Below are 20,344 nucleotides of genomic sequence, written 5' to 3'. Positions count from 1 at the left end.
CGCTGCACTTAAGGCAGTTGGCTAGGCCGGATGGAGGATGTAGCCCATCGGCTGTTGGCGCAAAATGGTCATTTACCACCCGGAATGGCTAATATGAAAAGAATAATAGTTGCCGCTTTGAGTGTTTGTGCTCTCATGCTGTGTCAACAGGGCTATACCCAGCCGATTGCAAACCTGGACACCTCCACCACGAATCAGGTTACAAAGCCCCGCTGCAAAAACTGGCAGCCCGAACGGCAGTTACTTTTTGGTGATCTGCACGTACACACCAAGTACTCCCTGGATGCAAGTACTCAAGGTACTCGAACCTCTCCCGCCGATGCCTACCGTTTTGCAAAAGGTGGCCGTCTACCCGTTCAGCCCTGGCTCCCCGATGGCGAGGCGTTGAGGGAGTTGCAGCTAGAGAGACCTCTGGACTTCGCGGCGGTGACAGATCACGCCGAGTTATTTGGCGAGCGCGATATTTGCTTGGACCCATCACAACGCGGCTATGGCAGTTGGCAATGTCGTTTGTATCGCGGTTGGCCTCGCGGGGCATTTTTTCTGTTCAATACCAAAGCGGCCATGGCCGGTCGCTTAGGCTTTTGTGGTGAAGATGGCGAATACTGTCGACAGGCGGCCTTGCGCCCCTGGCAAGACATTCAAACCTCAGCTGAAGTGGCTTACGACCGCAGTGATGACTGTGAATTTACCTCTTTCGTGGCCTATGAGTGGACGGGGGCGGCCGAGAATCTCGCCAACCTCCATCGCAATATTATTTTTCGCAATGCCAGTGTGCCAGCGTTGCCGGTTTCCTTTATCGATGCCCCCAGTGCCCCACAACTGTGGGATGGGCTCGATGCGCAATGTGGCAAAGCGAGCGCCCTTAAAAACTGTGAAGTGCTGGTGATTCCTCACAATAGTAATTTGAGTGATGGCTATATGTTTGCCTTGAACGAAGAGGGAAATAACGACCCAAGTAGAGAGGCGCAGAGAGCGCGTTTAGAGCGCGTTGTAGAAATTATGCAGCACAAGGGCAGTTCCGAGTGCTACTACGATCCGCTGCAATCTGAGGATGAGCTGTGCGGCTTCGAACAATTACCTTATGGCAGCTTTCGCAGTAAGTTTCTCGGCAAGCTTTCCCCTTCGTTGAGTGAACCGGCAGGGCCAAAATCCGGTTTTTTGCGCGAGGTATTGCGCGATGGCCTGGCGTACGCCAACTCCAGCGACTCGGGGCTCAATCCACTGGCTTTTGGCTTTATCGCCAGCAGCGACACCCACATTTCTGCGCCTGGAGCGGTGAGTGAGGAAGAATTCCTAGGGCATGGTGGGGCTGGTATGCCAGCGGGTGAAAGTGTGCCGCCGGGATTGCCCGATGATATCGAGTTTAATCCGGGTGGTCTTGCGGCGGTATGGGCAGAAGAGAATAGTCGCGACGCCATATTCGATGCCTTGCTAAGGCGCGAGGTCTATGCGACCAGTGGTCCGCGTATCGCCCTGAGAGTTTTTGCGGGCGAGGAGCTCCCCAGCGATTTATGTGAGCGCACGGATTTTGCCAAAGTGGGTTATGAAATCGGCGTTCCCATGGGAGGGGAGCTCCAGCTTAATTCATCATCGGCCCCCCGTATTGCGGTGATGGCCGCAATGGACCCCGGCACAGCGAAGCGGCCTGGCTTACCGCTGCAAACTCTACAGATTGTAAAAGGCAGTGTTGATAGCGCGGGGCAGCGCTCAGAAACAGTGATTGATATTGCCAGCTCGGGAAAACCGGCGACAGTAGACATAAACAGCTGCCAAACGCAGGGTAGTGGCGCCGCACAGCTGTGCTCGGTATGGCAGGATCCGGATTTCGACCCAGAGGCGCGCCATTACTACTACGCTCGCGCCGTCGAAGTGCCCCGTTGCCGGTGGAGTCAGCAGCTGTGCGTGGCGGCCGAAGTAGACTGCAGCCAGCCGGACACCATTTCACCCGGCTATGAAAGCTGCTGCCGTGATGATCACCGACGTCAAATACAAGAGCGAGCATGGAGCTCGCCTGTGTGGGTGACCACGCAGCAAGCTCCCTCTGGCAGCTAAGTGGAGTGCCTTATTCAAGGCTGCTTTTTGGGCGGCGCCGGATAGCGATCCATAACAATTAATGGGTGAAAGGCGAGTTCAATACCCTCTTGGATACGGCTGCTGTTCCCAAGGATTTTTTTACGGCGCACGAAGCCTTTCTGGCTCTTGCGAGAGTCGATCGCATGCAGCGTATCCAAACCACCGCGGCTGGCGAACAGCGGCTGCCCTTCGGTGCTGTAGAGAGTAATCACTAAGCTCGCGCCCTTGATCACTTGAGTCCAATTGAAATCAACCGGAACACTGGCGCTTGCGCCCTCTGTGGCAGGTTCGCGGGTAACGCCATACCAGCGGGCATAGTGTTTCATGCCCGTGCTGTGCTGCACGTCGTGAGCGATTAGGTCAGTAAAGACGATCGCATCGATATCTTTATGTGCCTGCAGGCTCTGAAAAGTGCTGGCCATTACCTGCTGCCAGCCCTGTTGGTCGACTTTGCCCGTTGTGGGGTCGTAGAATTCACCGAAGTTCAGCAGGGCCTGCTGCCAGGCATTGTTGAATAAATGTTGAGGTGCGATCTCGAAGCCATTTTCTTGCAGGTAGTCCACCACCATCGAATCGATTTTCGTTACGCTGTCCCGTAACATGGAGCGGGTGGGTTCACCGGTGACATTGACACTGGCAACAATCACTTTTTTCACTGGTTTCGCAGCCATAGCGTCTTTGGCGATAAAGAAATCGAACACAGTGGGGTTGTAGCTCACGGAGCTGCAGGCACCGAGCAACAGTCCTGCTGCAGCAACTATCGGAAGCAAAATTCTCACAGTAACACCTATTTATTTGAATGCGCAGGCATTCTAGCAACCGGATCAGAGCATGAGAAGTGAAGTAAAAAATGCAGCGGCGGTGCTGCACAGCGAGTCGCGGGGTGAGGGGCCTACCGTCGTGCTATTGCACGGGCTATTTGGCTCGGCCAGCAATTTATTGACCCTGTCACGCCACTTGGAGCCCAACTACCGAGTCGTTCGCATGGATCTGCGCAACCATGGTAAGTCTCCTCACCGAGACTATATGGATATTCCCAGTATGGCTGAGGATGTGGCCAAAACCCTCGACGAGCTGGCGGTGCAAAGTGCGACGTTTCTAGGCCACTCCCTCGGTGGTAAGGTGGCGATGCAATTGGCGGCTTCTCAGCCCAACCTGGTAGAGAAACTTGTGGTCGCCGATATTGCACCGGTTCGCTATGGGCGCGGCCACGATGCCATTATTGAGGGTTTATTGGCCATGGACTTGCGCGCGCTGCGTAACCGAGAGCATGCCGACGAGCAGCTTCAAGCAGCCGTGCCCGAGCTACCCATACGACAGTTCTTACTGAAAAACCTAGTGCGCGAAGGCGAGGGTTGGGCCTGGCGCATGAACCTTTCGGTAATTGCAGACTGCTACGATTTACTGCGTGATGCGCCCGCTGCAGAGCCCTACGCGGGGCCGACACTATTTATCCGCGGAGAGAACTCTCGCTACATTATTGATGAGAACCGGGTGGGAATTATGAAGCAGTTTCCCGACAGTCGCATCGAAACCATAGCGGGAACAGGGCATTGGCTGCACGCCGAAAAGCCGCGTGAATTCAATGCGCTGGTGTCTGGCTTTTTGGCTGAGACCTAACATGATTGATGCCATTAGTGCGCAGCTATACGCAGAGCAACCACAGGACACGCTTTACCATTACACGTCGTTGAGCGGCGTTTTGGGCATTCTGGGCAGCGGTGTGCTGTGGGCCAGCGACATACGCTACATGAATGATTCTGCGGAGCTAAGGCATACCGCTGATTTGGTGAAGCGCGAGGTGGAGCTGCGAATTCGCCAAGGGCATGATCAGCCCGCGCTGCTAAATGCCTTTATCGATTGGGTGCAGCACCGTATTACCAATGGCCATATTTTATTTGGTGCTTCGTTTCGCTCTAATGGCAATTTACTGAGCCAATGGCGTGGGTATAGCTCTGTAGGTAAAGGCGCAAGTCTCGGCTTCAATGCTGCCTTTATTCGCCGCTGCGCGAGCAGCCAGAGCTTTAACCTGGGGCGCTGTGTCTATGCGCCGAGCGCGCAGCATAGTTTGATAGCAGAAATTATCGACGGTGTTGAGCTGTTGGCCGGAGAAGGGGAGCAGAAGGATTTCCCGAGCTTATTTGCTCACCTGGAAACCGACTTGCTGCGTATCGCCGCCATTTTGAAGCACCCCTCGTTTGAGGAAGAGCAGGAGTGGCGTTTGGTTTCGCCAGTAATTTCCAACTACCCCAATGCAGAGGTTTTCTTTCGAGAAGGCCGGAGTATGCTGGTGCCGTATATGAAGTTTGCACTGGCCTCATCAGAGGGTGAAGCAATGGCTCTCGATCATGTTTACTTGGGCCCAACGCCCAATATTAGTTTGTCGATGAACTCGCTGAAAATGTGCCTGCTGAAGCACGGTATTCAGCCAGCGGAGGGTATCGACTATTGCCAGATACCCTACCGCCAGCGCTAGGCCTACTGGCCGGAGAGGATGAAGTCGGCGCAGCGCTCGCCGATCAGCACTGAAGTTGCGTTGGTGTTTCCGGAAATAATTGTTGGCATCACGGATGCATCGGCAACGCGAAGGCCTTCAACGCCATGTACTTTGAGGTGTTGGTCGACCACGGCCATGTCGTCGTTACCCATTTTACAGGTGCCAACAGGGTGGTATACAGACTCGCCGGTGTTGCGCACAAACTCAAGAATCTCTTCGTCACTTTGTACTTCAGGGCCGGGCACAAGCTCTTCACGGCGCCAGGAGTCGAAGACGGGAGCCTCAAAAATTTCACGCGTTTTGCGAATCGCTGCGATCATCTTTTGACGATCTTCCTCTTCCGCTAAGTAGTTGTGAATAAATGCCGGTGGCTCGGTTGGATCTGTGCTGCGAATGTGCACCCAGCCGCGGCTCTTTGGTCGCAGATAGCATACCGTCGCCGTGGTGCCTGGCACGGTAAGCATGCGGCCGTTTTCGTCCTGATCACCGGCGGCGGGGGTGAAGTGAATCTGCGCGTCGGGGCGATCGACGTCGTCCGAGGTGCGGAAGAAAACACCAACCTGCGAGGCGGGATGCGCCAGCATGCCTTTGCCCTTAAACCAGAACTTGAATAAGTTGCCGATCATTGGCAGCGGGCGTGAGTCCTCGTAGAACGTTCGCAGCCCCTCGAAGGAGCGCTGGGTGTTCACGGTGAGGTGATCCTGCATATTTTCACCGACACCGGGCAAATTGTGCACGGACTTAATGCCTTTCTGGCGCAGCAGCTCGGCATCGCCGATACCGCTAAGTTCTAACAGCTGCGGTGAGTTCATTGTGCCACCGCATAAAATGATTTCTCCCCGGCAGCGAGCGGTGACATCCTTACCATTTTTCAAATAGCGAAGACCGGTTGTGCGATGACCTTCGAAAATAATCTGGCTCGCCAGGGCGTTGGTTTCAATCGTCAAATTGCTGCGCTTCGCGGCATTGCGCAGATAGGTGCGCGCGGTGCTCTGACGGCGGCCGCGGCGAATATTCACTTGATAAAACCCTGCGCCTTCCTGAGTTTCGCCGTTGAAATCAGGGTTGTAAGGGATGCCCACTTCCTGCGCGGCTTTCACGTAGAGATCCGCCATTTCGTAGTGGTCTTGCACGTCATCGACGTGGAGTTGGCCGTCGCGCCCGTGGTATTCGTCACTGCATTGGCCCACATAGGCCTCGTTGCGCTTAAAGATAGGCAGCAGTTTGTCATAGCTCCACTCGGTGTTACCCAGGGCCGCCCAATGGTCGTAATCTTCTTTCTGACCGCGGATATAGACCATGCCATTGATTGAGCTGGAACCGCCGAGCACCTTGCCACGGGGCTGGTCAATGCGGCGATCATTCATATGAGGCTCAGGCTCACTGGCATAGCACCAGCTGAATTTGGGGTTTTTCATAGTGAAGGCAAAACCCAGTGGCATATGAATAACAGGATTGCTGTCTTTCCCACCTGCCTCTAGGAGCAGGACATTGCGTTGGCCGTCCTCACTGAGGCGATTGGCCAGGGCGCAGCCAGCGGAGCCGGCGCCGACAATAATGTAGTCATAGAGCTTAGTCACAGTGAGTTTGCCTCGCGTTATTGTTTTACTGGTGTTCGGGCGCTGGGGCCGGTCAAGTTATTCCCACTAGCGTAGAGGGAATGGGCGATAAGGTTAAGTTATAATTATGTAACCTTCGGCCAGCCAAGTCTATGCTCGGCGGTGTTCACCGCTGTCTGCCAGTTAAACGCCTTCACTAATGCCGCATAGGCACCCGTTAACGGCGATACAAAGCGCTGCCGTTCGCCACTGGCGGGATGGCTGAACTCCAGGGCCATGGCGTGCAGTAACAGGCGAGGGCAGGCTAAATGCTCAGCAAAATAACGGTTATGCCTACCGCGGCCGTGCTTGGCGTCACCAATAATGGGGTGGGCGATATGCTTCATGTGTCGGCGAATCTGGTGGGGCCGCCCGGTCAGCGGCTGGGCGAGCACTAATGAGTAGCGCGATTGAGGGTATTTTTCGATGCAGGCATCAAGTTCGTACTGAGCCAGACACTGATAGTGGGTAATGGCCGGCTTGGCGTCCCCAAACTCCGCTCTTCCCGCATAGCGATCGGGGTCTGCCCGCAATGGGTGATCGATGCAGCCACTGGCGGGGGCGTAACCCCGAACTGTCGCTAGGTAGGCCTTGCGGATCTGGTGCTGGGCAAACTGTTTGGCTAATACCGAGGCACTCTCGCTGTGCAGGCCAAAAACCATCACCCCTGAGGTGGGCTTATCCAGGCGATGAACGGGGTAGATGTACTGCCCTAGCTGCTCGCGGAGTATCTGTAAGGCAAAGCGCGTTTCTCGCCGGTCTATTGGGCTGCGGTGAACGAGCAGGCCGCAGGGCTTGTCCACCACAACAATATCGTCGTCGCGATAGAGCAGCGGCAGTTGCTCGATCGCGTTTTCTGCACTTTTTGGTTCCTTATCTTGCGAGTTTGATGAAGAGTTTGTCATTTTCCCTAGGTTTTCTTGTCGCTAGTGGCTGGGCGGGGTAGATTTCCCGATCTACTACTACGTATGCCAGAAAAATCAGCGGAGATAATAAGTGGCAGAAAAATTTTTGTGTCAAGCCGTGGATATGACCTTCTTTGAATCAGCACCGTTTAAGTACGTTGCTGAGGTAGAGTTCGGTGTCAGCGCGGCAGATGTCTTTGCATCTTTTGAAAATGCCGATGACTGGCCCCGTTGGGCAATGCCGATCCAGCGCGTGGAGTGGACCTCGCCGAGGCCTTTCGGGATCGGGACGACTCGTACAGTATATATGATGGGCGGGCTGACGGGTTTCGAAGAGTTTATTGCCTGGGAGCGGGGCAGGGAAATGGCATTCTGTTTCACACACGCTACCCGGGACAATATAGAGTCCTTTGCCGAGCGCTACGAAGTGGACGAATTGGCGGATAACCGCTGTCGCGTGCGGTGGACAATGGCGATGAAGCCAAAGGGCTTTAGTAAGGTATTCCTACCCGTCTTCAGCCCTGTGATGCGTTTTGGTGTGAAAATGATGCTCAAGAACTTGAAACGCTTATTGGAGAAGCGCGCCAATTGATACATGGCGCGCTTTTTTACGACCTAACTCAGTTGTTCGCAACACGCTCCGCACTGGCAATTTCGGCGTCCAGCTTTGCGATAATGGTGTCAATATCATCCTGCGACAGTTCGCCTTCCTTCAGGTAAGTAATTTCACCCTCGGCATTGAGCAAAATAACCGCAATGGTTCGAGACTTTAATTGCCAGGCCTTTAGCCCGCGTCCAGCATCGTCGGCAACGAGCACAGCTTGGGGGTGAGCGCGCTTATTCTTGGCGAGCTCACCAGCGACCAAGCCAGAGGTTCCCCACAGTGCGTCATCAAGGTTGACCACGGAAATTGATTGGAAACTCTCAGTGGGATACTCACCGGCTTCCAGCCGTGCGCGAAGGGGGGCAATCGCGGCATCTGATGACATGCGCGCAGGCATGTGAAAAATAAGTGCTGGGCTGCCCGTGCTGATACTGGTGCTAGACCAAGGGCTGAAGCTCACCTTATCGCCCGACATAACCAGCTCCCCGCGGCTTGGCACGTCCAGCGTAGGTAAATTGCCGCCAACTTCCAGTGCCATACCCAAGCTGCTGCCAAGCAGAGCCAGTGAGACGGCTACAGATTTCCATAAACGCAACATGAATCGATCCTTATAATAGTAGTTAAAGCAATGCGCGGCAGAATAGCATAGCAGCCACGTTGCAATGATGACGCTTAGTTCACATTATCGGCCTCGTATCTGAACCGAGGCTGAATTGGCTGAGACCTCCACTGAGACCCATTATTCGCCAAAAAGTGTCGCAACAATGCGGCGTTGGCCACCTCTGTTGCGGTGCTCTCCAAGGTACACACCTTGCCAAGTACCCAAGGCAAGCCGTCCCTCGCTCACGGGTATTGTCACGTTACTGCCCAATAGACTGGCTTTAATATGGGCTGGAAGATCGTCGCAGCCCTCATCGGTATGCTGGTAGTGGGTATCGCCTTCCGGAACGCAGCGGGAGAAAAAATACTCAAAGTCGCTACGAACTGTGGGGTCGGCATTCTCGTTAAGCGTTAATGACGCCGAGGTGTGTTGAATAAACAGCTGACATAAACCGACAGATAATTGTGATATTTCCGGCAGTTGCGCGATGATCTCATTGTCGATGAGGTGAAAGCCACGCGCTTTCGCGCGCAGAGTAATCGTTCGTTGTATCCACATAGCGCGCGAATCTCGAAGTGTCAGTTCATTGCTCAGGCAGCAATTCACCGCAGTATTTGCAGTGAATGGCGTCGCGTTCGTGGTTGCCCTGTTGGCAAGACGTGCAACGCTTTAACCCTGCCTGACGTTGGTTTTCTTGCACGAGCTCCGCGCTGAGTATCCCGGTTGGGATGGCTATGATGGCGTAGCTGGTAACCATTGCCATCGCTGCGATGGCGCGCCCCAGGGGCGAATGGGGAACAATATCACCGTAGCCGACTGTCGTGACGGTGACGATGGCCCAGTAGATGCTTTGCGGCAGACTCGTGAAGCCATTTTCAGGCCCTTCGACCAAATACATCAAAGAACCAAAGACGATGACCAGTGTGACGACGGTGATGAAGAACACGGTAATTTTGTGGCGCGACGATTTGATCGAACGTACCAGAATATTCGCCTCAGACATGTACTTGAAAAGCTTAAACACGCGGAAAATACGCAGTACGCGAAAGATGCGAATCACCAGCAAATGCTGGGCGCCGGGTAAAATTAACGCCAGGTAGGTGGGCAGTGTCGCTAGCAGATCGACGATGCCGTAGAAGCTGGTGATGTAGCGTTTTCGGTCTACAGAGCAGTATATTCGCGCTAGGTACTCGATACTAAACAGCACGGTAAAGGCGATTTCTGCAGTGTAAAAAAGCTCGCCATAGGCGGCATGCAGGGGCTCCACGGAGTCCAAAAATAGGGCTAAAACGCTCGCAATGATGACGATGATAAGCGCGATGTCGAAGTTCCTGCCCAGACCTGGCTCTGTGCCGAAGATAATCTCGCGAAGGCGCTCCTTGAAGGTATCGCCTGTCATTGTGCCTGTTCCTCACGAATAACCGCGATAATCTCCCGGCAGAGGAATGCCAGTTGCTCGTCGTCAATGATGTAGGGCGGCATGGTATAGATGAGTTTTCCAAAGGGCCGAATCCAAACACCGTGATCGACGAAGCGGCGCTGAATAGAGGCCATCGTCACTGGTTCGGTCATTTCAATCACGCCGATGCCGCCGAGGCAGCGCACATCCGCAACGCCAGGGATCTCGCTGGCCGGTGATAAGCCTTGTTTTAATCCCTGCTCGATACGCTGGATATTGCCCTGCCAGTCATTGGCAAGCAGCAGGTCGATGCTGGCATTGGCGATGGCGCAAGCCAGAGGGTTGCCCATAAAAGTCGGGCCGTGCATAAATACGCCAGCCTCACCCTGGCAAATACCTTGGGCAATGTCTTCAGTGCACAGGGTAGCAGCAAGGCTTAGATAACCGCCGGTCAGCCCCTTGCCAACGCACATAATGTCGGGGCTGATGTCGGCGTGCTCACAGGCGAAAAGTTTACCTGTACGGCCGAAACCGGTAGCAATTTCGTCGTGAATCAGCAATACATCATAGCGGTCGCATAGCGCGCGCAGGCGGCGTAAATAGTCGGCAGAATAAAATCGCATGCCGCCAGCCCCTTGCACGATGGGTTCGACAATAACGGCCGCAACGTCGCCGTGGTGCTCGCGAAGCAGCGCTTCCACCGAGGCCATATCGCCATCACTGGCTGCCTGCCCAAATGGTGTTTGTGGCGCCTCTGCAAACAGTTGCTGACTCAACACTGAGCTGAATAAATGGTGCATACCGTTTACCGGGTCGCACACTGCCATCGTGGCAAAGGTATCGCCATGATAACCATTGCGAAGCGCGATAAGTCGATGCTTTGCTGACCGCCCCTTGGCGATCCAGTATTGCAGCGCCATTTTGATCGCGACTTCAACCGCTACTGACCCCGAGTCAGAAATAAATACTCGCTGCAGGGGTGGCGGCGTCAGGTCGACCAGCCGCTTGCCGAGTGTTGCCGCGGGGGCGTGGGTCAGGCCGCCGAACATAACGTGGGACATGTCTGCCAGCTGACGCTGTGCGGCGTCGTTTAACACGGGATGATTGTAGCCGTGAATCGCCGACCACCAAGATGACATGCCATCGACTAAGCGCCTGTCGTCCGCCAACACAATTTCAACACCACTGGCAGATTTAACCGGGAACATCTCTGGCGCGGATAGCGCAGACGCATAGGGGTGCCAGATATGATCGCGATCCCAAGCGAGCCAAGTGCTTGTGTCGATATTGCTGTAGTCGTGCATAGCGGTCTCCGTTGCTGGCCAGCTATTCTAGAAGCTGACGCCGCGTTTTGCATCTGCCGAGCGTGGTAGGGATACTGGAGGCCATTGCGATAACTCGATTGGAGGCAGCAGATGAGCCAATTTCGTGTGGTAACCGACAGCATGGGCGACGTCAGCGTGCCGGCGGATGCCAAGTTTTCCGCCCAAACCCAGCGGGCATTGGACAACTTTCAGATCAGTTCGCTGATACTTCCCGACAGCTTTATTGACGCGGTATTACATATCAAGCGTGCGGCTGCTGAGGTCAATGCCGAGCTGGGCGTGCTGGACGCCGAGATTAGTCAGGCCATTATCCAAGCAGTGGACCGCGTATTGGCGGGCGAATTTCGCGACCAATTTCCCGTTGACGTGTTTCAGACTGGCTCGGGTACCAGTACAAATATGAATGTGAATGAGGTGGTGGCGACCCTCGCGAGTGAGATGTCTGGCCTGTCCATCAGTGCCAACGACCACGTGAATATGAGCCAGAGCAGCAATGATGTGGTGCCGACAGCGATACACTGCAGCGCTGCCATTAAGCTACAGGAAATATTGATCCCAGCGGTGAAGCGTTTGCAGGCGACGATTGATGAACGCGCTGGTGCTATGACAGGCGTAGTCAAAACGGGCAGAACACATTTAATGGATGCCATGCCGATGACACTTGCCCAAGAGATGTCGGCGTGGTCTTGTCAGCTTGAGAAAGCTCAGGCGCGTCTGCAGCATGTCCTGTCGGAATTGCGGCTGTTAAGCCAGGGCGGCACGGCGGTCGGTACCGGTGTGAATGCGCCGCAGGGCTTTTCGGCGGCATTTTGCGAGGTGATTTCTCGCAACACCCATACCGATTTCCGGCCGAACAATAATTTTTTTGAGGGTATCTCCTGTCAGGACACGGCGGTGTCGGCATCGTCGCAATTGAAAACGCTGGCGGTGGCTCTGACGAAAATCAGTAATGACTTGCGCTGGATGAATAGTGGGCCGCTCTCAGGACTAGGCGAAATTCAGCTGCGGGCGCTGCAACCGGGTAGCAGTATTATGCCGGGTAAGGTTAATCCGGTGATTCCCGAAGCGGTAGCGATGGCCTGTGCGCAGGTGGTCGGCAATGATGCCTGCATTGCCATGGCAGGGCAGTCGGGGAATTTTCAGTTGAATGTTATGTTGCCGGTGATTGCCTATAACCTGCTGCAGAGTATCGATGTGATGGCGTCGTCATGCACTGCTCTGGCCGATCAATGCATTGTTGATTTCCAGGTAAATCACAACAATTTACAGGCTGCTCTGGCTAAAAACCCGGTGTTGGTAACGGCGTTAAACCCGCTAATTGGCTATTTGAGGGCGGCTGAGATTGCAAAGCGAGCATACAGCGAACAGCGCGATATCCTCGATGTTGCCGAAGAGATGACGACATATTCCCGCGAGGAATTATTAGGCTATCTCGACCCGGAGCGGCTTACTCGAGGAGGCTTACACGCCTAGTTTTTTTCCTCCAGCGCCATCAATATTGGACGAAGTGCATCGCCCACCGTAGCCGCCATCGCAGGTTGTGCCTGGGCGTTGGGGTGGATGCCGTCATTCTGCATTAGTGTGGCGTTCCCGGCGATGCCTTCGAGTAAAAAGGGCACAAGCGGCAGCGTGTGCTCCTCGGCCAATGCCGGATAGATGTTCTCAAACCCGAGGCTGTAGCGCCGCCCGTAGTTGGGCGGAATGCGCATTCCCACAAGGAGTATTTTTGCGCCGCTTTCTCTGCTCAGGGTGATCATTTCGCTCAGCGTGTTGCGTACACGTGTTAGTGGGTAGCCCCGCAAACCATCGTTGCCACCCAGCTCGAGCACCACGACGTCGGGGGCATGTTCTTGCAGTAAACCTGGCAAACGCTGCAGGCCTCCTTCGGTCGTTTCGCCGCTAACACTGGCATTAATAATGGTTGCACTGTCGGCTAAGTCGCGGGCCAGTAGGGCGACCCAACCCTTTTCAGGTGCCATGCCATAGGCGGCGCTGAGGCTATCACCAAGAATAAGTAGTCGCGGGCTACTGCGGTCTTGAGCATGGAGCGATACACTAAACGCAAAGCCGCAGGCGACGACCAGCAAATGCAGTACAGGAAGGCGAATGATAAAAGTTGAAAAGCTCAGCAAGACAGTCCCCAGTGGTGATGGCGAGCTACGAATACTGAAAGGGATCGATCTCGAAATCAAGGCGGGGCAGAGCGCGGCAATTGTTGGGCCGTCTGGGTCGGGGAAGTCTACGTTGCTCGGTTTATTGGCAGGCTTGGACTCGCCGAGCGAAGGTGATGTTCTGCTTCAAGGCCAGTCTTTGGCGTCCATGAGTGAGGATCAACGGGCGGCGCTGCGGGCACGCTCGGTGGGGTTTGTGTTTCAGTCCTTCCAGCTGCTGCCCTCACTAACGGCACTGGAGAATGTGATGCTGCCGCTAGAGTTGGCGGGCATGGAAGCGCCGCGTCAGCGCGCGTCAACGCTGCTTGAGGAGCTGGAGTTAGGACATCGGCAGCACCACTATCCGCGGCTGCTCTCCGGTGGTGAACAGCAACGGGTAGCGATAGCGCGCGCTTTTGCCAGTGAGCCCGCGATCCTGTTTGCCGATGAACCTACCGGCAATCTTGATGCGAAAACCGGCGCACATATCACCGAGCTGCTGTTCAGCTTGAACCGAGACAAAGGCACTACATTGGTACTGGTGACCCATGAGCAGGGCTTGGCAGACCACTGCGAACGAGTGTTTGAAATGTACGATGGTGAGTTGTCAGAATTACCGCGGCAACGCCCATGTTGATGCTCAAGCAATGGCTGCGCTCCTGGCGCGGTGGCGAGCTGGGCCTATTGTGTATCGCCCTTAGCCTAGCGGTCGCCAGCGTTAGTGGTATTGCCGGTTTCTCAGAACGTTTACAAGCGACGATGGCGACGCAAAGTCGCACCTTTTTGGCTGCAGATCATGTGCTGACCAGCCCGCGACCGATTGAGCCGCAATGGCTGGATAACGCGCGCTCTGAGGGCCTGCGCACAGCGCAGCTTGTGGCGTTTCGCACAATGGTCTATGCCAGTGAAGAGATGTTGCTGGTGTCTATGCGTGCGGCCTCCGCATCCTACCCATTGAGGGGCGAGCTTCGCGCAGCCAAGCAGATGTTTGCCGATGGGGAGGGGGTTGAGCACGGGCCATTGGCAGGGGAGGTTTGGCTGGATTCACGGGCGATGGCGACGCTCGGTATTACCCTGGGTCAGACCGTTGAGGTAGGGGAAAAAGCGCTAGTGGCAACGCGGGTATTGGTTGATGAGCCCGACCGCAGTTCTGCGTTGAATATCTACGGCCCTCGTGGGCTAATGAATCTGGAAGACCTGGGTGCCACCGAGGTGGTACAGCCCGGGAGCGTTGTGGACTACCGCTATCTTTTTGCCGGCGATGACGCGGCATTCGCGGCATATCGGCAAACTCTCAGCGCCAGTTTGTTGCCGGGGCAAAAGTGGCTGAATATCGAAGACAACCAGCCAGCGCTGGCCAGCGCTTTGGCGCGCGCAGAAGAGTACCTTCTATTGGCTGCTAGCCTTACCTTGGCACTGGCGGGGGCGGCCATTGCGCTGGCGGCCCAGCGCTACGGCCAGCGCAACATTGACGCGGTGGCCTTAATGAAAACATTGGGGGCGAGTCGGCGATATATCTTACTGCACTACCTTCGGCAGTTACTGCTGGTATTGCTTCTTGCCTCGGTGCTGGGAGGCTTGGTTGGCGTTGCGGTGCAATATTTGTTGTTTGTCAGCCTCAGTGACCTGGTGTCTGCAACCCCGCCGGCTGGAAGTTTGCGACCGCTTTGGATGGCTATTGTCAGTGCAGCGTTGTGCCTGTTGTGCTTTGCCATGCCACCGATAGTGCGTTTGAGCCGCGTATCGCCCGTTCACGTGTTGCGCCGCGATGAATCGCTCGAGGGTGGGGTTCGCCTTGCGACTGCCGCCGGGGCTGCGGGCTTAGGGCTGCTGATGTACTGGTATAGCGGAGATCTCTCACTGGTCATTGCGCTGATGCTGGGTTGTTCAGTGTTACTTGTGGCGGCGGCTGGCGTCGTGCTTATGGCGCTGACAGGTATTCGTCGCCTCAGCCGTCGACTGCCGGGCAGTGTTCAACGCCTGGCTGTGTCGAGCATTTATCGGCGGCGTTACGCCAACGCTTTTCAAACTGCCAGCATCGCCCTTGCCTTGATGGTGTTGGTGAGTTTACTGCTGTTACGGGAATTACTCCTTAAGGACTGGCAGCAACAGGTGGCTGAGGACACGCCCAACTACTTTTTGATCAATATTGCCGATCGTGATGTCGAGCCGCTGGAGGCCTTCCTCGCTGAACGCCGTATTCACCACGCGGGCTTGTATCCAATGGTTCGTGGTCGCCTCGTAGAAATCGACAACATGCCATTGCAGGATATCGAGGGCCTGGAAACCCGAAATACGGGTGTGGACCGAGAGTTGAATCTCAGTTGGTCAGAGGCGCTGCCAGAGGACAATCAACTGATCGCCGGTCAGTGGTGGAGCCAGGCTGCTGAGCCGTTGCAGACAAACCCTGTGTCAGTGGAGCAAGAATTGGCTCAACGCCTGAATATTACTGTGGGCACGGCGTTACGTTTTAACGTTGGCGGCAGAGATTTAACCGCGACGGTTGCGAGTTTACGGCAGCTCGACTGGGCAAGTATGCGTCCGAACTTTTACTTCCTGTTTCCAGAGGACGCGTTGCGCAGTTACGCCGGTAGCTACATTACCAGTTTTTACCTCGACGACTCGCAGCGCCCGCTATTGGTCGATTTGCTCGGCCGCTACCCGACGGTCAGTCTGATTGAAATTGGCGCAGTACTTAAACAGGTTCAAGGCGTGGTTGCGCAGCTATCTCGTGCACTGGCTGTGGTGCTTTTACTGGTGCTGGTGAGCGCCTTACTGATTAGCGCTGCAAATGTGATGCTGAGTTTCCAAACCCGCAAACAGGAAAACGCGCTGTTGCGAACCTTGGGCGCCAGAAACCGTTTTTTATTCGCGGTAGTCATCGGTGAATTTGCGTTGCTGGGCGCACTGGCCGGGGCGGTAGCTGGGCTGGGTGCCAATTTTTGTTTGTTTTTTATTCAGCGCTGGGTCATGCAGTCAGAAGTACTTCTATATTGGGCGGCAATACCACTAGCGAGTGTGGCAGGGGCTGGCATATTAGCACTGCTGGTGTTGACGAGTAGTCAAAAAATGTTGCGCAGCTCCGCGACAGTGTTACTGCGCGGAGCGTGATGGAAAGCTATGCCGAAGCCTTCTGCGCCGACTCTGGAGGGTAGTGCGTCGACTCGTCAGGCAGTGTCGAGATGTAGCTCGGGTCCGTGCAGAGGCCTGCGATCATCATGCGCATAGATTTTTCAGCTTGAAGGTGCAAGTCGCGGTGGTAGCCATAGGTGTCCGCGTGGTCCAGCATCAGTGTGGTCACGCCGTGCACGGCTGCCCATACCGTGTGGGCAATAGATGCAACGTTGTCTAAGGGGCGAAGTTCGCCGTTGGCGAGACCACGCTCCACGCCCGCGCGCACTTTATAGATCGCCTCGCGGCCGGCCGCAAACAATTCGGGGTATTGGTTACGAGGTTGCAGTGCCGGGCCGAACATCAGATGAAATAGTTCAGTGTGCTCTCGGGCAAACTTCACATAGGCCAAGCCAAAATAGAGTAAGCTTTTGTCCGCCCGGGGCTCTTCTTCACTGGGGCGCCCCATTTCAAAAAAGCGTTTAAAGCCCTCTGTTGCGAGGGCCGCGAGTAGCGCATTTTTGTCGCGGAAGTGGCGATAGGGAGCGGTTTGCGATACGCCGATTTCGCGGGCGAGGGCACGCAAGCTCAGGTCGCGGACGCCGCCCTCGACCAAGTGTTTTTCTGCAAGCTCCATCAGCTCTTGACGGAGATTGCCGTGGTGATAACTGGAGGATGTATTGCTGGCCATAAGGTCACTTCTATGCTGATGCGACAGCAATGTTGACAGCTGGGAGTGGGCTTGTCATCTTTTTTTCACGAAAATGCGATTTTTGCCCCAAAACCGTGACAAAGCCCGAAATTCGGCGGTTTTCGTGGCCGACTTCGATAATTTAACGGCCGGTATTGTCGGTGTTTAGATGCAATTCAGGCCGCTATGGCGTGGGTGGACGCTGTCGCGGTGCCATGTTTCAGGAGAGAGGAAATGGACTTAGGTGTGAACGGGAAGGTCTTTTTGTTGGCGGGTGCCAGTAAAGGGTTGGGCTATGCCATCGCTGAGAACCTGGCCCAGGCCGGAGCAACGCTGCTATTGGGTAGCCGCGATGTGCAGCGAACGCAGGCATCGGCAGCCCAGTTAGCGGAACGTTACGGCACCCGCGTTGTGGGCGCGGGCCTGGATATGACAGATGCAGAGAGCATTCGCGCTTGGGTGGCTCGAGGCGTGGAGGAGTTTGGTGAGGTGAATGGGGTCTTGGTCAATGCTGGTGGACCACCTCCCGGGGGCTTTGACGCGTTTACCGATGATGACTGGCAAAGTGCATTCAACTTAACCCTGATGAGCGCGGTGCGCCTAGTGAGGGAAACCCTTCCTCACCTGCGCAGTGCGGGCGGGGGAGCAATTTTGATGCTGACGTCGTCGTCGGTAAAAGAGCCGATCGATTTTCTCTTGTTGTCTAATGTGATGCGTTCGGGCGTCAGTAGTTTGGCAAAGAGTCTGAGTCGTTCCCTGGCTGCTGACCAAATCCGCGTTAACAATTTGATTCCAGGGATAATCTATACAGACCGTATAAAGTCGCTGGATGCCAATCAGGCGCAGATGAGAGAAGTGGCGGTGGAGCAGCAACGGGCCGCCAATGAGGCGTTGATTCCGCTCGGGCGTTACGGTGAGCCGGAGGAGTTCGGTCGCGCCGGTGCATTTCTGCTGTCGGATGCGGCCAGTTACATCACTGGCTCATCGTTGGTGGTAGATGGCGGAACGATGAAATCCCTATTCTAGGGCCTGCTCACATTCATTGAATTGCACTTGCTGGGGTGGCAATTTTTAGCCGCAACGGGCGTAACGTAACTAGCGTAAACGGGCCCTAGGGCAAGCCCTCAGTTGAGTCGCTGCGCAAGCCTATTTTGCTGATGCGTTTGCCTTTCATCTCGGCGACCGTCCAGATCATGTTCTGCCATCGAATGTGGTCGCCCAACACCGGTTTGCTGGACAATCGCCGAGATAAAAATTGCGCGAGGGTGAGGCCGGCATTCTTCTCGCTGACTTTCAAGTTATAGAGCTGGGCAATATCGGCTAAGCGCGCATCTGCTTGAAGAATAAAGTCGCCGAAGAAGCGCATATCCAAGCCTTGCGTTGGCGCCTCGCTAAACAGCTTTCCAAGGGCAGGCAGATCTGCATCGTGTGCGATGACACAGAGAATATCTCCGCTTAGGAGCAGTGTGCTGCCGCTTGGGTGGAGGAGCTGTCGGTCGCGGAATAATGCCGCGATCCGTGTATTCTCGGGCATGTGCAGCTGCTTTAATGGCCGACCGATATACCACTTGTCCGCAGCCAGGGTGTAGACGAAGAGCTCCCATTGACTGGCGATATGTACCTCAAGGCCAACGCGCGTAACCGGGGCCGGCGTCGCGGGCACGACGACATCGGCGCGTCGCGCCGCCCAGCTCAGGCTGCTTCCCTGGAATAACAGCGATACTAAAACAATAAAAAAGGCGACATTGAAGTAGAGTTGGGCGTCTTCCAAGCCTGCCATCATCGGGAATATCGCCAGGATAATGGGTACCGCACCGCGTAGCCCAACCCAGGCTATAAAGGCCCGTTCACGCAGGGCAAAGCTCCTGAAGGGCAATAGGCTGGTGAATACGGCGAGCGGCCGTGCAAAGAAGATCATCCACAATGCCAGTGCGAGGGCAGGCAGGGTCACTGCAAATAACTCGCTAGGGGTAATTAATAGTCCCAGCACCAAGAACATTGCGATTTGGCTGAGCCAGGCCAAGCCGTCAAACATATGCAAAATACCGTGGCGGTTGCGCACCGGACGATTCCCTAGCACCAAACCACACAGGTAAATAGCGAGAATACCGCTACCGCCAGCTGCGGTGGTAAGGGCATAGATAACCAGGCCGCCGCTAACAGCCAGCAGGGGATAGAGGCCACTGGCGAGCTCCATTTTATTGATTAAGCGCCACAGCAGGTAGCCGCCGCCGACACCCAGGCCGATTCCTAAGCCAAACTGCCACAGTAAATCCACCGCCAGTGAAAATGAGAGTGGTTGGGCGCTGCGCAGTAATTCAATAAGACTGATCGTCAGGAACATCGCCATCGGGTCGTTGCTGCCCGACTCTATTTCCAGGGTGGCGCCAACCCGCTCATTGAGGCCCTTACCACCTAATAGCGAGAAAACGGCTGCAGCATCGGTGGAGCCGACGATGGCACCTATTAGCAGGCCCTCCATCCAGGTGAGAGGGAAAAGCAGCGTGGCGATCCAGCCAGTGAGTGCTGCGGTAATCACAACACCAAAGGTGGCGAGTGACAGGGCGGGCCACAATGCAACCCTAAAACTGCTTATTCGCGTGCGCATGCCGCCATCAAGGAGGATAACCGCCAGGGCAAGATTGCTAATGAGGTAGGCGGTTGAAAAGTTGTCGAAGCGAATACCTCCCGGGCCTTCTTCACCCGCGAGCATGCCGACACCTAAAAAGATGAGAAGAATAGGAATGCCTAGCCGTGAGGAAACGGAGCTAACGAGGATGCTGGCTGCGACGAGGCTGGCGCCGATCAGAAAAAGGGTGTTGATGCTGGCAGCGTCCAAGGGAGTCCTATTCGGTTGGCGTGAAAACGCTAATTAAAGCGAGAGTGTAGGGGCGCTGTCAAAAGCTAAAAGGCAAGATATGAAAGGTCAGCAGGGCTGACCTTTCTCCGGCGAGGGGCTTATTCAGTGGTGTGATCGTCGTATTCGTCTTTAACCTCTTCCACGCCCTCTTGGTAGGAATCTCTGGCGCTTTCAAAGCTTTCATCAACGCTTTCAGCCGCTTCTTCAACAGGGCCCTCGTTGCGGTCGCACGCCGTTAAAGCAGCTGTGCCACCGAGTGTTATCGCAACCATTAAGATGCCTCGTCCGAGAAAAACATGATCAAAGAATGACGTGAATTTCTTCATATGAATACGCTCCATAGTTGTTAGGTTTCGGGCGTCGATGTTCCTTGCGCCTCGCTATGCAAACGCTGACGATGGGTCTTTCTGTCGCTAGCTCTTTTGCATTGGCCATGTCGTGACATGGTGTAGCTGTGACGCAAATTCAGCGACTTTGTTCCCTTGTCGTTGGTGAGGCTGAGGAATATGGGCGGGAGTCAGGCATAA

The 20,344-nt window shown here is 55.2% G+C and carries 19 protein-coding genes; 8 read left to right on the top strand and 11 right to left on the bottom strand.

The window, feature by feature from the left end; all coding sequences use genetic code 11:
• The first annotated feature begins 93 nt into the window (after positions 1 to 93).
• Positions 94 to 2,055 (top strand): DUF3604 domain-containing protein, encoded by a 1,962-nt coding sequence (locus tag HNR64_RS05620; protein WP_239547634.1) that lies wholly within the window; start codon positions 94 to 96, stop codon positions 2,053 to 2,055.
• Between the two features lie 14 nt (positions 2,056 to 2,069).
• Here HNR64_RS05620 and HNR64_RS05615 read toward each other — a convergent pair whose 3' ends face one another.
• On the bottom strand, positions 2,070 to 2,855 hold the full coding sequence (locus HNR64_RS05615) for a hypothetical protein (RefSeq protein WP_204995562.1): 786 nt from the start codon (positions 2,853 to 2,855) through the stop codon (positions 2,070 to 2,072).
• A 52-nt stretch (positions 2,856 to 2,907) separates the two neighbouring features.
• Here HNR64_RS05615 and HNR64_RS05610 point away from each other — a divergent pair, with 52 nt between their 5' ends.
• Both HNR64_RS05610 and HNR64_RS05605 read left to right on the top strand, forming a co-directional pair.
• The gene (locus tag HNR64_RS05610) at positions 2,908 to 3,696 is read left to right on the top strand and encodes an alpha/beta fold hydrolase (RefSeq protein WP_204995561.1); all 789 of its coding nucleotides are present in this window, start codon (positions 2,908 to 2,910) and stop codon (positions 3,694 to 3,696) included.
• A gap of 1 nt (position 3,697) precedes the next feature.
• Positions 3,698 to 4,552 carry a DUF2971 domain-containing protein gene (locus tag HNR64_RS05605; protein ID WP_204995560.1) on the top strand — a complete coding sequence of 285 codons (855 nt, stop codon included), beginning with the start codon at positions 3,698 to 3,700 and terminating at the stop codon, positions 4,550 to 4,552.
• Positions 4,553 to 4,554: 2 nt separating this feature from the next.
• Here HNR64_RS05605 and HNR64_RS05600 read toward each other — a convergent pair whose 3' ends face one another.
• Together HNR64_RS05600 and HNR64_RS05595 are read right to left on the bottom strand one after the other, a co-directional pair.
• Positions 4,555 to 6,153: a GMC family oxidoreductase gene (locus tag HNR64_RS05600; protein ID WP_338061813.1), complete on the bottom strand. Its 1,599-nt coding sequence runs from the start codon at positions 6,151 to 6,153 to the stop codon at positions 4,555 to 4,557.
• A gap of 104 nt (positions 6,154 to 6,257) precedes the next feature.
• A complete protein-coding gene (locus HNR64_RS05595; RefSeq protein WP_204995559.1) occupies positions 6,258 to 7,076 on the bottom strand; it encodes a pseudouridine synthase in 819 nt (272 codons plus the stop codon).
• 91 nt (positions 7,077 to 7,167) lie between these two features.
• Between HNR64_RS05595 and HNR64_RS05590 the strand changes: the two genes are divergently transcribed.
• A complete protein-coding gene (locus HNR64_RS05590; RefSeq protein ID WP_027872665.1) occupies positions 7,168 to 7,668 on the top strand; it encodes an SRPBCC family protein in 501 nt (166 codons plus the stop codon).
• Between the two features lie 28 nt (positions 7,669 to 7,696).
• Here HNR64_RS05590 and HNR64_RS05585 read toward each other — a convergent pair whose 3' ends face one another.
• From HNR64_RS05585 to bioA, 4 genes are all read right to left on the bottom strand, one after another.
• Positions 7,697 to 8,278 carry a YtfJ family protein gene (locus HNR64_RS05585; protein WP_204995558.1) on the bottom strand — a complete coding sequence of 194 codons (582 nt, stop codon included), beginning with the start codon at positions 8,276 to 8,278 and terminating at the stop codon, positions 7,697 to 7,699.
• A 141-nt stretch (positions 8,279 to 8,419) separates the two neighbouring features.
• Entirely contained in the window at positions 8,420 to 8,839 is a 420-nt protein-coding gene (locus HNR64_RS05580; protein ID WP_204995557.1) for a secondary thiamine-phosphate synthase enzyme YjbQ, read from the bottom strand.
• A gap of 25 nt (positions 8,840 to 8,864) precedes the next feature.
• Positions 8,865 to 9,680: an ion transporter gene (locus tag HNR64_RS05575; RefSeq protein WP_204995556.1), complete on the bottom strand. Its 816-nt coding sequence runs from the start codon at positions 9,678 to 9,680 to the stop codon at positions 8,865 to 8,867.
• Positions 9,677 to 10,984: an adenosylmethionine--8-amino-7-oxononanoate transaminase gene (gene bioA / locus HNR64_RS05570; protein ID WP_204995555.1), complete on the bottom strand. Its 1,308-nt coding sequence runs from the start codon at positions 10,982 to 10,984 to the stop codon at positions 9,677 to 9,679. The genes HNR64_RS05575 and bioA overlap by 4 nt, the downstream gene beginning before the upstream one ends.
• A gap of 111 nt (positions 10,985 to 11,095) precedes the next feature.
• Between bioA and HNR64_RS05565 the strand changes: the two genes are divergently transcribed.
• Positions 11,096 to 12,478: a class II fumarate hydratase gene (locus HNR64_RS05565; protein WP_204995554.1), complete on the top strand. Its 1,383-nt coding sequence runs from the start codon at positions 11,096 to 11,098 to the stop codon at positions 12,476 to 12,478.
• Here HNR64_RS05565 and HNR64_RS05560 read toward each other — a convergent pair.
• Positions 12,475 to 13,137, bottom strand: a complete 663-nt coding sequence (locus tag HNR64_RS05560; RefSeq protein WP_239547633.1) for an arylesterase — start codon at positions 13,135 to 13,137, stop codon at positions 12,475 to 12,477. The genes HNR64_RS05565 and HNR64_RS05560 overlap by 4 nt on opposite strands.
• On the opposite strand from HNR64_RS05560, the gene HNR64_RS05555 reads away from it, so the two are divergent.
• Together HNR64_RS05555 and HNR64_RS05550 are read left to right on the top strand one after the other, a co-directional pair.
• Positions 13,112 to 13,792 (top strand): ABC transporter ATP-binding protein, encoded by a 681-nt coding sequence (locus HNR64_RS05555; protein WP_204995553.1) that lies wholly within the window; start codon positions 13,112 to 13,114, stop codon positions 13,790 to 13,792. The two genes, HNR64_RS05560 and HNR64_RS05555, sit on opposite strands and share 26 nt — an antisense overlap.
• Positions 13,786 to 16,266, top strand: a complete 2,481-nt coding sequence (locus HNR64_RS05550) for an ABC transporter permease (protein ID WP_204995552.1) — start codon at positions 13,786 to 13,788, stop codon at positions 16,264 to 16,266. Before HNR64_RS05555 ends, HNR64_RS05550 begins: the two co-directional genes overlap by 7 nt.
• A 7-nt stretch (positions 16,267 to 16,273) precedes the next feature.
• Here HNR64_RS05550 and HNR64_RS05545 read toward each other — a convergent pair whose 3' ends face one another.
• Positions 16,274 to 16,957, bottom strand: a complete 684-nt coding sequence (locus HNR64_RS05545) for a TetR/AcrR family transcriptional regulator (protein ID WP_051170802.1) — start codon at positions 16,955 to 16,957, stop codon at positions 16,274 to 16,276.
• A gap of 234 nt (positions 16,958 to 17,191) precedes the next feature.
• On the opposite strand from HNR64_RS05545, the gene HNR64_RS05540 reads away from it, so the two are divergent.
• Positions 17,192 to 17,983 carry an SDR family oxidoreductase gene (locus HNR64_RS05540; protein ID WP_204995551.1) on the top strand — a complete coding sequence of 264 codons (792 nt, stop codon included), beginning with the start codon at positions 17,192 to 17,194 and terminating at the stop codon, positions 17,981 to 17,983.
• An 85-nt stretch (positions 17,984 to 18,068) separates the two neighbouring features.
• Here the strand turns inward: HNR64_RS05540 and HNR64_RS05535 are convergent, their stop codons facing one another.
• Together HNR64_RS05535 and HNR64_RS05530 are read right to left on the bottom strand one after the other, a co-directional pair.
• Entirely contained in the window at positions 18,069 to 19,796 is a 1,728-nt protein-coding gene (locus HNR64_RS05535; protein ID WP_204995550.1) for a potassium/proton antiporter, read from the bottom strand.
• 119 nt (positions 19,797 to 19,915) lie between these two features.
• The gene (locus tag HNR64_RS05530) at positions 19,916 to 20,143 is read right to left on the bottom strand and encodes a hypothetical protein (protein WP_204995549.1); all 228 of its coding nucleotides are present in this window, start codon (positions 20,141 to 20,143) and stop codon (positions 19,916 to 19,918) included.
• Between the last annotated feature and the right edge of the window lie 201 nt (positions 20,144 to 20,344).

The organism is Spongiibacter marinus, from assembly GCF_016906995.1.
GTDB lineage: Bacteria > Pseudomonadota > Gammaproteobacteria > Pseudomonadales > Spongiibacteraceae > Spongiibacter > Spongiibacter marinus.
This window is presented reverse-complemented; position numbering and strand designations above follow the sequence as displayed.

Coding starts and splice junctions, on each gene's coding strand:
- HNR64_RS05620 (WP_239547634.1), top strand. CDS start 94: ATGAAAAGAATAATAGTTGCCGCTTTGAGTGTTTGTGCTCTCATGCTG.
- HNR64_RS05610 (WP_204995561.1), top strand. CDS start 2,908: ATGAGAAGTGAAGTAAAAAATGCAGCGGCGGTGCTGCACAGCGAGTCG.
- HNR64_RS05605 (WP_204995560.1), top strand. CDS start 3,698: ATGATTGATGCCATTAGTGCGCAGCTATACGCAGAGCAACCACAGGAC.
- HNR64_RS05595 (WP_204995559.1), bottom strand. CDS start 7,076: ATGACAAACTCTTCATCAAACTCGCAAGATAAGGAACCAAAAAGTGCA.
- HNR64_RS05585 (WP_204995558.1), bottom strand. CDS start 8,278: ATGTTGCGTTTATGGAAATCTGTAGCCGTCTCACTGGCTCTGCTTGGC.
- HNR64_RS05580 (WP_204995557.1), bottom strand. CDS start 8,839: ATGTGGATACAACGAACGATTACTCTGCGCGCGAAAGCGCGTGGCTTT.
- HNR64_RS05575 (WP_204995556.1), bottom strand. CDS start 9,680: ATGACAGGCGATACCTTCAAGGAGCGCCTTCGCGAGATTATCTTCGGC.
- bioA (WP_204995555.1), bottom strand. CDS start 10,984: ATGCACGACTACAGCAATATCGACACAAGCACTTGGCTCGCTTGGGAT.
- HNR64_RS05565 (WP_204995554.1), top strand. CDS start 11,096: ATGAGCCAATTTCGTGTGGTAACCGACAGCATGGGCGACGTCAGCGTG.
- HNR64_RS05555 (WP_204995553.1), top strand. CDS start 13,112: ATGATAAAAGTTGAAAAGCTCAGCAAGACAGTCCCCAGTGGTGATGGC.
- HNR64_RS05550 (WP_204995552.1), top strand. CDS start 13,786: ATGTTGATGCTCAAGCAATGGCTGCGCTCCTGGCGCGGTGGCGAGCTG.
- HNR64_RS05545 (WP_051170802.1), bottom strand. CDS start 16,957: ATGGCCAGCAATACATCCTCCAGTTATCACCACGGCAATCTCCGTCAA.
- HNR64_RS05540 (WP_204995551.1), top strand. CDS start 17,192: ATGGACTTAGGTGTGAACGGGAAGGTCTTTTTGTTGGCGGGTGCCAGT.
- HNR64_RS05530 (WP_204995549.1), bottom strand. CDS start 20,143: ATGAAGAAATTCACGTCATTCTTTGATCATGTTTTTCTCGGACGAGGC.